A 13,370-nucleotide genomic window follows, 5' to 3' on the forward strand; every position below is an offset into this window, starting at 1 on the left:
TTCAAAAAATGACAGAGCATTATACAGGAGTTTTCAATTAATTTGGAAAAAACAGTCAAGATTGTTATTGATTACAAGCGACTGTTCTGACTACAAAATATACAAAAAGAAACCTTATGTTGCATTTTTCTCTTAGACTCCACACAGCCATTCATCACTATTAACTGGAACACCACTGTTTTATTTGGTCAATTTTTTATCCTAATAGTGAATAACAAATACTTTAGGAAAATGATATGAACACCAAGCTTTTATTGTCATCTCTTATTTGTAGTCTTTGTTTTAGCGTAGCTGCACATGCAGGGACTAAGGCAACCCAAGACCAGCAGGCAAAAAAATATGAACAGGTTTGTAAAGGTAAAAAACAAGGTACACCTGTGTCATTTGCATATAAAGGCGTTGTTTTCAATGGGTCATGCGAGCCCAATGCAGCAGGTAAATTAGTATTCCAGCCACCAATGCCTGCTTCAAATGCCGCAGTAGACACACAAAGCCGTATCTCAGAAACACAATCGGCACCTCGTCCCGTTAGTCAGTAAGTCCTACCTTATTTGGCCACACAACGATATATTTTCTTGATACGAACTATAAAAGAAGGTCGTGAAGACCTTCTTTTTCTTTTCCATAAAATATAAAAAACAATATAATAGCGTGCATGTGTCCACAATATTTCATCTTAAAATTGTAATCTGTCTATTTTATAATCCCTTTAATCGACCCGAATCCATTACAATACCCACAAATACATTTATTTAGGTTTTCCTGTGAACTGGCTACAAATTCATATTACTGTTGATCAAAATCAAGTTGAACTGACCGAAACATTACTCCTATCACTAGGTGCTGTCAGTGTTACTTTAGATGATGCAGAAGACCAAGCCTTGCTTGAGCCATTACCAGGTGAAACCCCACTTTGGAATAAGGTCATCGTTACAGGTATTTACCAACAAGAAGAAAGTGATCCAATTGATGTTGATACTTTAGAAGCCTTTTTAAAAGTACAACTTCCTGATGTGCCTATGCGCCATGAATATCTGGAAAACCAAGTCTGGGAACGCGCCTGGATGGACTATTATGAACCAATTCAAATTGGTGAAAAATACTGGATCGTACCAGAATGGCTAGAACCTCCTGAAGCAGATGCAACCAACATCAAGCTTGACCCTGGTCTGGCGTTTGGTACAGGAAATCATGCCAGCACCTTCCTTTGCCTTCAATGGCTGGGTAAAACTGACGTTAAAGATAAAGTTGTGATTGATTATGGTTGTGGTTCAGGAATTCTCGGTGTCGCTGCCTTGTTACTCGGTGCTAAAAAAGTATATTCGACAGATATCGACCCTCAGGCCGTCCTTGCTACAAAACAAAACGCAGAATTGAATGGTGTACTCGATCGCCTTTATGTAGGATTACCAGAAGAGTTTGATCAAGAATTCAAACCACAACAAGCAGATGTCCTTGTCGCAAATATCTTGGCGGCACCTTTGATGGCTCTTGCGCCTGAATTCTCAACTTTATTGAAAAATGAGGGTGAGTTCGCACTTGCTGGTGTAATCGAAGAGCAAGTTGCTGATGTTTCTAGTGTTTACTCACAATTTTTTGATATATTAGAGATTGAAAAGCGTGAAGAAAACTGGTGTCGCATTTCAGGAAAACGTAAAACAACAATTTGAGAACATTGTTACTTATGAGTGAAAAACAAACCCGCTGCCCTAAATGTTCAACTGTGTACAAAGTGACCCTTTCACAACTCAGTGTTGCACAGGGCATGGTTTGTTGTCCAAAATGCGTTATCAACTTTAACGCATTAACCAACTTATTAGAAACAGATAATGAAGCGATACCGACACCTGTCAATCGCTCTCTTTTTTCTTCAATTCAACCTGACAGCTCGTTTGCAGAAAAACAAATGCAGATTTTGAGCATCTTTGATCAGAAAATTGAAAACTCAAACATTGATTTACTGACCTATCTCAACAACCTGAATTACTTCAATACAGAACCTGTCACCGCATTACCCAATCTAAATCTATCAGAAGATAGCTTGCTGATTGATCATGAAAATAACGACAAACAACATGGCTGGATGTATTACACGCTTTGGGGCATTGGTAATATTGCCTTGATTTTGGTGTTTGCTTTTCAGATTTTATGGTTCAACCCAAAACTGATGCATGAGAGCCCTGCGCTCAATCAAATCTTTAACTATGCTTGCGGCATTTTCTCGTGTAAAACCACCAATGACCAATATAAGTATCTCAGCTTTGAAAAAGTAAAATTAAAGCGTGCAGAAAAAGATAGTACAGTTTTTTCAGGTGTACTTTTAAATCATCACGAGAACAGTGTCATGCTGCCTGCTATAAAGGTGATGCTCAAACAGAATGATGATGCTGTTTTTAATGTCGTCTTAAAACCGCAAGACTATTTGGTAGACAGTTTAAAAACCATTCAACGTATTCCATCAAATAGCCCATTTCGCTTCGAATTTACGGTTCCCAAAAGCAAAAATAGCTTCAATGACTATAGTTTAGAATTTGTACAGCCCTAAAAGATCAAAAAAGTGACAAAAAAACAAAAAAAAGTGCAGTTAATTTGCTCACTTTTTCGCTGACAGTGGTATGATACGCGCCACGAATGCTTTGACCTACTTACACCTCGTAATTTACAGACAATAAAATCGTTAAACGAACTGTGCTTCTATCCCATAAGCGCATTGTTGGTTTTTTTGTTTTTAAAAGTAGGCGGTAACAAATATTTAACTATTGTTACGCTTATTTTTTACACAATTCGAGGATTTGTGGCAAGCTAATAGTCCCATTGTTTTAGAGTCACTGTTTTAGGATCTAAAACAGGACTCAGTAATTTAGACCACATTTATATCACTTTACCCAAGTGATATTTTGATTTTTCGGATTAAAACGCATGAATAGCAAATCTCCTATTTTTACGGCTCAATCTGATGTCGCTCTTCGCATCCATGTAGATCGCGCAGTTCGTCATTATTTTGCACAATTGCAAGGTGAGCAACCATCTCAAGTTTATGACATGGTTTTAGCAGAAATGGAGAAACCTCTTTTATCTGTGGTCTTAGAATATACTCGCGGTAATCAAACACGTGCCGCTGAGATTTTAGGCCTTAACCGTGGAACTTTACGCAAAAAGTTAAAAGCTCACGGTTTAATGAGTGAATAATTGATAAAATGCTCACGTTCTCGTGGGCATTTTTTTTGCCTTTTATTTTCAATCTGTAGACTTCAAACTGTTGACTAAAATCATGACTATCAAACGTGCTTTAATCTCTGTTTCCGATAAAACTGGAATCGTTGAATTTGCTCAAAATCTTGCAGCTCTAGGGGTAGAAATTTTATCTACGGGCGGTACATATAAGTTGCTTAAAGACAACAATATCGCCGTAGTAGAGGTTTCTGAACATACAGGTTTTCCTGAAATGATGGATGGTCGTGTCAAAACACTGCATCCTAAAATTCATGGAGGCATCTTAGCGCGTCGTGGTCTGGACGAAGCAGTGATGCAAGAACACAATATTGATCCTATCGATCTTGTTATTGTTAACCTCTACCCTTTTGCAGCGACAGTTGCAAAACCGAACTGTTCACTTGCCGATGCCATCGAAAATATCGACATCGGTGGTCCAACAATGGTTCGTGCGGCTGCAAAAAACCATGCTTCAGTCGGTATTATCGTGAATGCCACTGACTATGATTCAGTCATCGCTGAATTAAAAGCCAATGGTGCATTGTCTTATGAAACACGTTTTGACTTGGCGGTAAAAGCGTTTGAGCATACAGCACAATACGATGGTATGATCGCATCTTATTTAGGTGCGCGTGTTGGCAAAACTGAAGGCGAAGCTGATTTATTCCCGCGCACCTTCAATACTCAACTGAATAAAGCACAAGATTTACGTTATGGTGAAAATCCACACCAAAACGCAGCATTCTATGTAGAAGCCAATGCCAAAGAAGCGTCGGTTTCAACTGCGAAGCAATTACAAGGTAAAGAGCTTTCTTATAATAATATTGCAGATACCGATGCGGCACTTGAATGTGTGAAATCATTTGCAAAACCTGCTTGCGTCATCGTGAAACATGCTAACCCTTGTGGCGTTGCGGTTTCATTAGATGGTATCAAGGCAGCTTATGATCTTGCTTATGCAACCGATCCTGAATCTGCATTTGGTGGCATCATTGCATTCAACCGTGAATTAGACACTGCAACTGCGCAAGCGATTGTAGATCGCCAATTCGTTGAAGTGATTATCGCCCCAAGCATCGCCGATGGCGTGCTCGAAATCACAGGCGCGAAAAAGAATGTCCGTGTGCTGGTGTGTGGTGAACTTCCAGCAATTGATGCACGTGCAGCACAACTTGACTATAAACGTGTAAATGGCGGTTTATTGGTTCAAGACCAAGACTTAGGTATGATCACCAAGGATGATCTTAAAGTTGTGACCAAGCGTGCACCAACCGAACAAGAGATTGATGATCTAATCTTTGCTTGGAAAGTTGCAAAATACGTGAAATCAAATGCAATCGTGTATGCGAAAAACCGTCAAACGATTGGTGTCGGTGCTGGTCAGATGAGTCGTGTCAACTCAGCACGTATTGCTGCAATTAAAGCTGAACATGCAGGTTTAGTGGTTGAAGGTGCAGTTATGGCATCTGATGCATTCTTCCCATTCCGTGATGGTATTGATAATGCGGCCAAAGCCGGCATTAAATGCATTATCCAGCCGGGTGGTTCAATGCGTGATGAAGAAACAATTGCTGCTGCAGACGAAGCTGGTATTGCAATGGTCTTCACAGGCATGCGTCACTTCCGTCATTAATTATTTTTAAAATCCCCTCTTGTGATGTTGTTGCATCTCAAGGGGGAATTTTCTATTTTTAGTGGATGTATCTGGGATACTTAAAAAGGAAATAACTGAATAATGAATATTTTAGTTTTGGGTAGCGGTGGCCGTGAACATGCACTTGCATGGAAAATCGCACAAGATGCAAAAGTCACTCAAGTTTTTGTTGCACCGGGGAATGCGGGCACAGCAACTGAAGACAAATGTCAAAACGTTGACCTCGATATTTTAAACAACCCAGCCATTATTGAGTTTGCTAAAGCAAATGAAGTTGCACTGGTCATTGTTGGTCCTGAAGCACCATTAGTGAATGGTGTAGTTGATGCTGCTCGTGAAGCAGGTTTAAAAATCTGGGGCCCAACGCAGTATGCGGCACAGCTGGAAGGCTCTAAAGCATTTGCCAAACACTTCTTGAAGCGTCATAACATCCCAACAGCTTTTTACGACGTATTTACAGAAGTTGATGCAGCAAAAGCCTATGTTGAACAAAATGGCGCACCAATCGTGATTAAGGCAGATGGTCTGGCTGCAGGTAAAGGCGTGATCGTGGCAATGAGCAACGAAGAAGCATTTGCTGCCATCGACGATATGCTTGCAGGCAACAAATTTGGTGATGCTGGTTCACGCGTGGTGATTGAGCAATTCCTTGCTGGTGAAGAAGCCAGCTTCATTTGCATGATCGATGGCAACAACATTTTGCCAATGGCAACTTCACAAGATCACAAACGTATTTTCGAAGGTGATGAAGGTCCAAACACAGGTGGTATGGGGGCTTACTCTCCTGCGCCAGTGGTGACTGCAGAAGTCTTTGAACGTGTAATGAACGAAGTGATGCGCCCTACCGTTGACGGTATGGCAGCAGATGGTCATGTTTACACTGGTTTCTTATACGCTGGCTTAATGATTGATGAACAAGGTCAACCACGTGTGATCGAGTTCAATTGCCGCTTTGGCGATCCTGAAACCCAACCAATCATGATGCGTTTAAAATCATCATTGGTCGATTTGGTTGAAGCTGGTATCGACGGTAACTTACCAAGCGAAGCTGAATGGGATGAACGTAAATCGATCGGTATCGTACTTGCAGCTGAAGGCTATCCTGAAACTGTGCGCAAAGGCGATGTGATTTCAGGTTTAGGGCAATCTCCAGAAGACACCAAGATTTTCCATGCTGGTACTGCAATGAGTGCAGATGGTCATGTCATTACTGCAGGCGGTCGCGTACTTTGTGTAACGGCATTAGGTGATACTGTACTTGAAGCACAAATCAATGCTTTAGAAGTCTGTGGTCAAGTCACCTTTACAGGTATGCAATACCGCAGTGACATCGGCTACCGTGCCATTGCACGAGAAAAAGCTGAGTAAGGACTTGTCAATAAAAAGCCTTCTCCGGAAGGCTTTTTATTCCTTAAACAGCATAAATACAATTTCTATATTCATTATTTAAATATAAAATTCAGAAAAATATATATTTATTATTCAATTGATCTGTCTCAATATCTTTTTAGAAAAATTCATAAAACTATCATCTATTTACATTTACCCTATACCTAATTTCCCTTAAATAATCATACCCTTATACGCTTTGACAGCATTTTCTGCACTGTCACCTGCTCTAATTTGTTGGTATGATTGCCGAAATTTTAGATGTTGTTTTTATGTTAACTTGATATTCTTCTTCCATTATTTTCAAATGGTTAGAATATTCACTCTAACAAAACAAATTGCAGCTAAATCCAAATTCGATTAGAAACATAAGATGGACAACGCATGTCTCCTATTTTGAGATATAGAATGGGCACATGAATATTCATCTATTTTTCTGATGTTGTGGAAAGGACTCTTGTTCAAACTTCAAGAATAATTCACGTGATGGTTTGATGCCGATGCCAATTTACAACATACAAACCTATTGCAATCATTAATGCTAGAGAAATGCTGATTTTCTCGACATTATTCCGATTAGGATTTATACATGAAAAAGCTGATTAGTCTTTTTTTAAGTGTATCGGTGTTATTACTTGCTGCATGCAGTAAACAACCAGATACCGCATCGACCGAAAAAAAAGGTGATGCTGCTGCATTACAAACTGTTGTAATCGCTTCCACAGGTTCAGACGCTGACATCTGGCGTTATATTGCGACTTTGCCTGAAACCAAAGCTGCTGGTGTTAAACTCGAAATTAAAAACTTCACTGACTACGTTGCCATGAATACCGCTGCAGCGAATAAAGAAGTCGATTTAAATGCATTCCAATCTTACGCTTACCTTGTTGCTTTCAATGCAGCAAATAAAGACAAGATTGCGCCTGTTTCAACTACATATTTGGAACCAATGGGGATCTACTCAAGCAAAGTCAAGAAAGTAGAAGAATTTGCTGAAGGTGCAACCATTGCCATTCCAAATGACGGTGCAAACGAATCCCGTGCTTTATTACTTTTACAAAGTGCAGGTTTAATCAAGTTAAAAGCTGACTTTGACCCTGTCAAAGGCACCCCTGCTGATATTATTGAAAACAGCAAGAAAATCGTCATCAAGCCAATTCAAATGGCAACAGCAGTCCGTGTCAAAGACGAAGTTGATGCAATTTTATTGGGTAATACCTTGGCAATGGAAGGCGGTTTAAACGTCCTTAAAGATGCGATCTTCTATGAGCCAGTAGATCAAAGCACTAAGTTAAACGTAAACGTATTGGCAACAGCTGAATCTCGTAAAGATGATCCTCTATTGCAAAAAGTTGGTACGCTTTATCATACTGAAGCCGTGAAGAAATATGTTCAAGAACACTTCGCTGGTACTAAAGTTGATGTAAACAAACCGACAAGCTACCTCACTGAAGCAAATTCGTAATATAATAACCTCAAATAAAACAGGCAAAGTGATTTTGCCTGTTTTTTCTTTTCTGCCATAGTACTGACGAACATGATCCAATTTAAAAACATTTCGAAACACTATCAGTTGAAAGGTCAAACGATCAATGCGTTGGATCAGATCAATTTAGAGATCCCAGACGGTAGTATCTTTGGCATTATCGGCTATAGTGGTGCAGGTAAAAGTACGCTTATCCGTTTGATTAATTTACTTGAGCGCCCAACTCAGGGACAGGTCATTATTAATCAAAAAGACTTTACTGCAATGGATGCGCGCACCCTTCGTCAAGAACGTGCAAATATCGGCATGATCTTCCAGCACTTCAACCTGCTTCAGAGCAAAACTGTATCTGAAAATATTGAAATGCCACTTAAATTACTCGGCCATAGTAAAGCTGAGCGTGAAAAACGTCTGGCGGAACTGCTAGATTTTATCGATCTCAAACATAAAAAAGATGCTTATCCTGATGAACTTTCAGGCGGTCAAAAACAACGTGTCGGGATTGCACGTGCATTGGCGAATCACCCTAAAATCTTATTGTGTGACGAAGCCACCTCTGCACTTGACCCACAAACGACAAAATCAGTTTTAGCCTTGTTAAAAAAGATCAATCAGGAACAAAACATCACTATTGTGATGGTGACCCATGAAATGGATGTGATTGAATCTGTTTGTGATTATGTTGCTGTAATGGAAGCAGGTCATGTGATTGAAACTGGCCCAACACTGGATATCTTCAGCCAGCCTCAACACCCCACCACAAAAACCTTTATTCAAACAGTTTTGCAACAACAATTACCAATTAACATTCTGAATAATCTTGAGCATCAGCATCATAATAGTATTTATAGCTTACAGTTCTTAGGGACGTCGGCACAGGAAACCGTGATCCAAGCTGCAATCAAGCAATTTGATATTAGCTTGAATATTTTGTTTGCCAATATGACTGAAATTAACGGTACGGTCATTGGTCAAATGTTTATCCAGCTATTGGGTGATCCGCTCATGATTCAAGAAACTGTGGCGTTTCTTGAGCGTCAAGGGGTGAAAGTTGAACAGTCTGGGGTGGTAAGCCAATGAGAGATTTAATTGTACAATGGCTGACCGAAGTCACAGCACCATTTTGGCATAGCTCGCTATCAATTGACCAGTTTGTCACAGCCTTGCAAGAAACCTTCCAAATGGTGTTTTTCTCGCTACTGTTTGGTTGTATTTGGGGCTTGATTCAAGGCATCACCTTAGTGGTGACACGTACTGGCGGCATTTTACAAAATCGTGCGATTTATTATTTTCTGAACCCAATTGTGAATGCACTGCGTTCCCTGCCCTTTATTATTTTGCTGATTGCAGTTATTCCATTAACCAAAATGTTGGTTGGAACGTCAATTGGGACATGGGCTGCAATTGTGCCTTTAACCATTTATGTCGGCCCATACCTCGGTCGTTTGATCGAAACTTCATTACTTGAAGTAAATGAAGGGATTGTGGAATCCGCTCAGGCAATGGGTGCTTCGCCTTGGCAAATTATTTTTAAGTTTATTATTCCAGAAGCACGTAGCTCGCTGATTTTAAACCTAACCACAGGTACAATTTCCCTGATCGGTGCAACAGCAATGGCCGGCGCAGTGGGTGCAGGCGGTATTGGTGACTTGGCCATTTCGTATGGTTACCAACGTTTTGACACCAGTGTCGTGATTTTGACCGTAATCGTATTATTGCTGCTGGTACAAATGGTACAAATGCTCGGGGACTGGTTAGCAAAATTACGCTAACTTATACTCTATCGATGTGTTATCAAGGAATATATTGAAAACTCAATATATTCCTTTTATTTTGTTCTCAAAAACTGACCAATTGATATAAAATAATGCGCTATTAAAATAAAGTAAAAAATCCATCAATGAGAACAATATGGCATCGCTTGAAATACTAACCTCCTTTTTAATTACTACATTTATTTTTGCTTATATTCCTGGTCCAGCAATGCTATATACCGCCGCACAAACTTTAGCAAAAGGGCCAAAATCTGGTTTCATGGCAACTTTAGGACTTTTTATCGGAGGATGTGCTCATATCATAGCCGCCGCAGTTGGACTTACGACACTGTTTCATTTATTGCCCGTTTTATACACAGTAATTAAAGTGCTAGGCGCATGTTGGCTGATCTGGCTAGGAATAAAACTTATTAAAGATACTGCACCATCGAGCATGCTAAATGCTCCTGACAATATTGCAGAAAAAACATTCAAAGAAAGCATTTTAGTCGAGATATTAAACCCTAAAACTGCAATTTTTTACCTCGCATTTTTACCACAATTTATCAATAACTCTTATGAGTCACCAATTTGGCTACAATTTATCCTTTTAGGTTTAATCGTTAATACGATTTTTATTTCTGCAGATCTGGTATGCGTTTTTCTTGCAGAATTCATCATGACAAAAATCAATAAATCCCAAAGTGTCCAAAAATTTATGTCCATATTAGGCGGGACAATCTTTATTACTTTGGGCTTATTTCTCGTTTTAGGCCAACACTAAATGAGCTGATGGAAAATAAACTTCATTCGCTGCTTTAAAAGTATTCACATGTAACGGCACTAAATCATCCAGTGCCTGATATCCCCCCGCCAACACAAACAACATCGGGATTTTCATTTTTTTCGCCATCTCAAAAACAATCCGATCACGCTCAAATAGCAATTCGGTACTAAACCACTTTGAACCATATTTATCGTGTTGATGGCAATCCATGCCCGCCTGATAAATCATAAGATCTGCCTCCCAACCTGATGCATATTGGAAAGCCTCATAGATCGCCTCACGATATAAGTCAAAATTCCCCTGTTTAGGATGAATATAGCGGGTCAAACTACGTTCACTGGCTTTACAACCAAAGCGAATCCCAAAAATTCCGAAATTGACCAAGTTTGTCATACGGTTGGTAAACACTGCTGTCCCATCCCCACCATGCTGATCACAGTCCAGAACGAAAATGCGCTTTTCTGGATACTGCTTAGCCACCAGAGCTAAGCCATTAAAAGTACAATAGGCTGCACCAGATTCATAGCTAGCGTGATGAAAGCCTTGGGCAATATTGGCAGCAATGCCTTCTTTCAAAGCAATCTCTGCACCCACCAATTGCCCTGCCTGTACTGACAGAATCGCATCCCGAAGCTGCTCATTCCATGGCTTAAAGCCTTGTATGGTGGCAAACGCAGACTGACCAGATAAAAAAGCATCCACATACTGAGGATTATGCAACTTTTTGAGCAACTCGACATCGATCATGCCAGGATCAATCAGCTCAGCTATATGTTGCGCTGCTAACACATCCGCAACGGCGGTGAGTTTTTCCATACTATTGGTGTGCGTTTGGGCAAAATAACGCGGCGAATAACAAGCTTTTAGCATGGATGTCCTACGTAAATTTGATCATGCGCAATGTCCATCAACTGACTTAATTCAGTAGTATCTGGTCGGAACAATCCGTTATCCACCTGTTGTTTAAAATGATATCCAAAAGCACGTGCCCGATTTTCAGGTGACACAGCCAAAGTAGTTAGACGCAAAAACCAAAAACCACTCATTTCAGCAATCGGGATCACATAGCCTTTGTACTGCTTATTTTTGTGTTTAGCCAGTTGCTCAATCTCATAGTCAGCTGAAAATAAACTACCCGCAGGTAAACGCACCCCATTCATCATCAAAGGCACTAAGCTGATACAGGAATGATTATCTCCCATATTGAGCTTTTCCATCATGATTGGTTGTTCGTGCTCATCCACAAAGATATTGATTTCCCCCTGTCTGAGTAAGCGATGATGTGCGATACGCAGGAAGAATTTTTCTGCCATGGGACAAGAACCGACTTTAGGCTTTTCTGCTAAGGATTGGCAATCAATCATATCCTGCACTGCTGCATCTTGAGGCAAAATAATATCCGTCAGCAACTGGCAAATCAGTTTACTTTCTTCTCGCTCGGCATATTGATGTATATGTCTCAGTGTGGACTGAAACTCAATTTCCTGTTGTAAATTCTGCGCAAAGCCCTCTTGTGGATTTAAACGTTGCAAACACTCCTGAACATCAGCGTTAAGATCCAGATTACGCCATGTCTGCAGCACTAAACCATAAGATGAACTTTGATTGAGAAGATTTTTTAACGTCTTGGTATCATAATCTTCAAAAATGCGTAAATCCTGAAACCCCATTGGATCACGTGCCTGTGAAACAAATTCTGCAATTACACGGGTGGCTTGCGTATAACCACAACCGCGTCGCTCAGTTTGGTGACTAAAATGCTCATTCAGCATTTCTGTAAGTTTGGCAGAGAGCGGATATAAATATTTTTTAAAAATAACGACCACTTCATGGTCGACCATCTCAGACATGATTCCCTCTCTTGTTATTCTGATTTATCAATTTTCATCTATCGCAAATGATCTGTACGATGCTTGCTTCATCATCCACATTATTTAGCTTTAATTAACTATTCTTATACGACCAAAGATGAATATAAATCATTAACTTATAAAACTTTAATTCCATCTTCATTGAAAACAGGATGCTTGTCAACGAGAAAGATATCGACTGAATTTTGCTGTCAAGATTTGCCCGAAATCGTCAGCCTTTTGCTTTCAACTCTATTCTACTTTTTTGCACTCAGCAGCATTTACACTTACACTAGAATCAGGCACTAACATTCAGTAGCCAACTCGCAATAACCACCCGGAACAAAAGATTTAGGATTCGGCTATGCATTATAAGATTCACGCAATTGATGTCAAAAATGCCTTAAAAAACTATATTTGGTTATTGGAGGATACCGAGGCGCAAGAGGTGGTTGCAATTGACCCGACCGAAGCAGATTTGGTGATCGAATTTTGTGAAAAAAACCAGCTCAAGCTGAAACAGATTTGGTTGACCCATTGGCATAAAGATCATACAGGTGGAGTCGAAGGTTTACTCGCAGATCAAAATATTATGGTCTATGGCCCACGAGATGAACTCAGTAAAATTTCGCTAATTTCAAACCCTTTGCAAAATGACGATCATTTTCATTTTAATGAGTTAAAAGTTGAAATTATTGCAACGCCAGGTCATACCCTAGGTCATATTGTTTATTTTATTGAAAAAATAGAGACACTGTTTAGTGGCGATACCTTGTTTGCAATGGGTTGTGGCCGCCTATTTGAAGGTACAGCTGAACAAATGTATCACTCATTAAATCGTCTGGCCGCCTTGCCTATTCAAACCAAAGTCTATTGTACACATGAGTACACACTTGCCAATGCAGAATTTGCGGTTACCGTTGAACCGCATAACGCGGCATTACAACAGCGCATCAAACAGGTTCGAGCACTGAGAGCGGCAGATCAAATCACCTTACCAAGTACCATTGAATTAGAACTCGAAACCAATCCATTTTTGCGTACCGAAAGTCCCGAAGATTTTGCACGTATCCGTAGTTTGAAAGATCAGTTCTAATGAATGCATTAAATTTAAACGATTCATTTTCCATTTTTTGTTAAAAGTGGAAAATGAAATTATTTTTTACATTTATCTGGTTCAATTTATAAAATATCCCAGCTTAAATTTCCAAAAAACAAAACCAAATAATCAAATAAA

Annotated in this window: 12 protein-coding genes and 1 pseudogene; 11 read left to right on the forward strand and 2 right to left on the reverse strand. The window is 39.8% G+C overall.

From position 1 onward, the window contains the following. Positions 1–236: 236 nt before the first annotated feature. From F895_RS06420 to F895_RS06375, 10 genes and pseudogenes are all read left to right on the forward strand, one after another. Positions 237–533: pseudogene (locus F895_RS06420) on the forward strand (hypothetical protein); the annotation flags it as partial. Between the two features lie 231 nt (positions 534–764). Continuing rightward, complete coding sequence (gene prmA / locus F895_RS06415; protein ID WP_005242424.1) at positions 765–1,670, forward strand: 50S ribosomal protein L11 methyltransferase; 906 nt, start codon at positions 765–767, stop codon at positions 1,668–1,670. Between the two features lie 14 nt (positions 1,671–1,684). Further along, positions 1,685–2,545 carry a DUF3426 domain-containing protein gene (locus F895_RS06410; protein ID WP_005242426.1) on the forward strand — a complete coding sequence of 287 codons (861 nt, stop codon included), beginning with the start codon at positions 1,685–1,687 and terminating at the stop codon, positions 2,543–2,545. A 374-nt stretch (positions 2,546–2,919) separates the two neighbouring features. Beyond that, positions 2,920–3,189, forward strand: coding sequence for a DNA-binding transcriptional regulator Fis (gene fis / locus F895_RS06405; RefSeq protein WP_001086304.1), 270 nt, complete (start codon positions 2,920–2,922; stop codon positions 3,187–3,189). Positions 3,190–3,271: 82 nt separating this feature from the next. After that, on the forward strand, positions 3,272–4,846 hold the full coding sequence (gene purH, locus F895_RS06400; RefSeq protein WP_005242436.1) for a bifunctional phosphoribosylaminoimidazolecarboxamide formyltransferase/IMP cyclohydrolase: 1,575 nt from the start codon (positions 3,272–3,274) through the stop codon (positions 4,844–4,846). A gap of 102 nt (positions 4,847–4,948) precedes the next feature. After that, the gene (purD, locus tag F895_RS06395) at positions 4,949–6,235 is read left to right on the forward strand and encodes a phosphoribosylamine--glycine ligase (protein WP_005242438.1); all 1,287 of its coding nucleotides are present in this window, start codon (positions 4,949–4,951) and stop codon (positions 6,233–6,235) included. Positions 6,236–6,845: 610 nt separating this feature from the next. Beyond that, on the forward strand, positions 6,846–7,721 hold the full coding sequence (locus F895_RS06390; RefSeq protein ID WP_005242440.1) for a MetQ/NlpA family ABC transporter substrate-binding protein: 876 nt from the start codon (positions 6,846–6,848) through the stop codon (positions 7,719–7,721). Between the two features lie 72 nt (positions 7,722–7,793). Then, on the forward strand, positions 7,794–8,822 hold the full coding sequence (locus F895_RS06385) for a methionine ABC transporter ATP-binding protein (RefSeq protein WP_005242442.1): 1,029 nt from the start codon (positions 7,794–7,796) through the stop codon (positions 8,820–8,822). Next, a complete protein-coding gene (locus F895_RS06380; RefSeq protein ID WP_005242445.1) occupies positions 8,819–9,514 on the forward strand; it encodes a methionine ABC transporter permease in 696 nt (231 codons plus the stop codon). Before F895_RS06385 ends, F895_RS06380 begins: the two co-directional genes overlap by 4 nt. 139 nt (positions 9,515–9,653) lie before the next feature. Continuing rightward, positions 9,654–10,280 (forward strand): LysE family translocator, encoded by a 627-nt coding sequence (locus tag F895_RS06375; RefSeq protein ID WP_005242450.1) that lies wholly within the window; start codon positions 9,654–9,656, stop codon positions 10,278–10,280. On the opposite strand, the gene F895_RS06370 is transcribed toward F895_RS06375, so the two are convergent. Together F895_RS06370 and F895_RS06365 are read right to left on the reverse strand one after the other, a co-directional pair. After that, on the reverse strand, positions 10,266–11,153 hold the full coding sequence (locus tag F895_RS06370; RefSeq protein WP_005242452.1) for an arginase family protein: 888 nt from the start codon (positions 11,151–11,153) through the stop codon (positions 10,266–10,268). The genes F895_RS06375 and F895_RS06370 overlap by 15 nt on opposite strands. Then, positions 11,147–12,133: a hypothetical protein gene (locus F895_RS06365; protein WP_005242453.1), complete on the reverse strand. Its 987-nt coding sequence runs from the start codon at positions 12,131–12,133 to the stop codon at positions 11,147–11,149. The genes F895_RS06370 and F895_RS06365 overlap by 7 nt, the downstream gene beginning before the upstream one ends. Before the next feature lie 364 nt (positions 12,134–12,497). On the opposite strand from F895_RS06365, the gene gloB reads away from it, so the two are divergent. Continuing rightward, positions 12,498–13,229: a hydroxyacylglutathione hydrolase gene (gene gloB, locus F895_RS06360; RefSeq protein ID WP_005242456.1), complete on the forward strand. Its 732-nt coding sequence runs from the start codon at positions 12,498–12,500 to the stop codon at positions 13,227–13,229. Positions 13,230–13,370 lie beyond the last annotated feature (141 nt).

It is taken from the genome of Acinetobacter sp. CIP 64.2 (assembly GCF_000369645.1).
In the GTDB taxonomy this organism is placed as follows: domain Bacteria; phylum Pseudomonadota; class Gammaproteobacteria; order Pseudomonadales; family Moraxellaceae; genus Acinetobacter.

Excerpts from the sequence above, each read along its gene's own strand:
- F895_RS06370 (WP_005242452.1), bottom strand. The coding sequence starts at position 11,153 with ATGCTAAAAGCTTGTTATTCGCCGCGTTATTTTGCCCAAACGCACACC.
- F895_RS06375 (WP_005242450.1), top strand. The coding sequence starts at position 9,654 with ATGGCATCGCTTGAAATACTAACCTCCTTTTTAATTACTACATTTATT.
- F895_RS06365 (WP_005242453.1), bottom strand. The coding sequence starts at position 12,133 with ATGTCTGAGATGGTCGACCATGAAGTGGTCGTTATTTTTAAAAAATAT.
- purH (WP_005242436.1), top strand. The coding sequence starts at position 3,272 with ATGACTATCAAACGTGCTTTAATCTCTGTTTCCGATAAAACTGGAATC.
- F895_RS06380 (WP_005242445.1), top strand. The coding sequence starts at position 8,819 with ATGAGAGATTTAATTGTACAATGGCTGACCGAAGTCACAGCACCATTT.
- fis (WP_001086304.1), top strand. The coding sequence starts at position 2,920 with ATGAATAGCAAATCTCCTATTTTTACGGCTCAATCTGATGTCGCTCTT.
- F895_RS06410 (WP_005242426.1), top strand. The coding sequence starts at position 1,685 with ATGAGTGAAAAACAAACCCGCTGCCCTAAATGTTCAACTGTGTACAAA.
- purD (WP_005242438.1), top strand. The coding sequence starts at position 4,949 with ATGAATATTTTAGTTTTGGGTAGCGGTGGCCGTGAACATGCACTTGCA.
- F895_RS06385 (WP_005242442.1), top strand. The coding sequence starts at position 7,794 with ATGATCCAATTTAAAAACATTTCGAAACACTATCAGTTGAAAGGTCAA.
- F895_RS06390 (WP_005242440.1), top strand. The coding sequence starts at position 6,846 with ATGAAAAAGCTGATTAGTCTTTTTTTAAGTGTATCGGTGTTATTACTT.
- gloB (WP_005242456.1), top strand. The coding sequence starts at position 12,498 with ATGCATTATAAGATTCACGCAATTGATGTCAAAAATGCCTTAAAAAAC.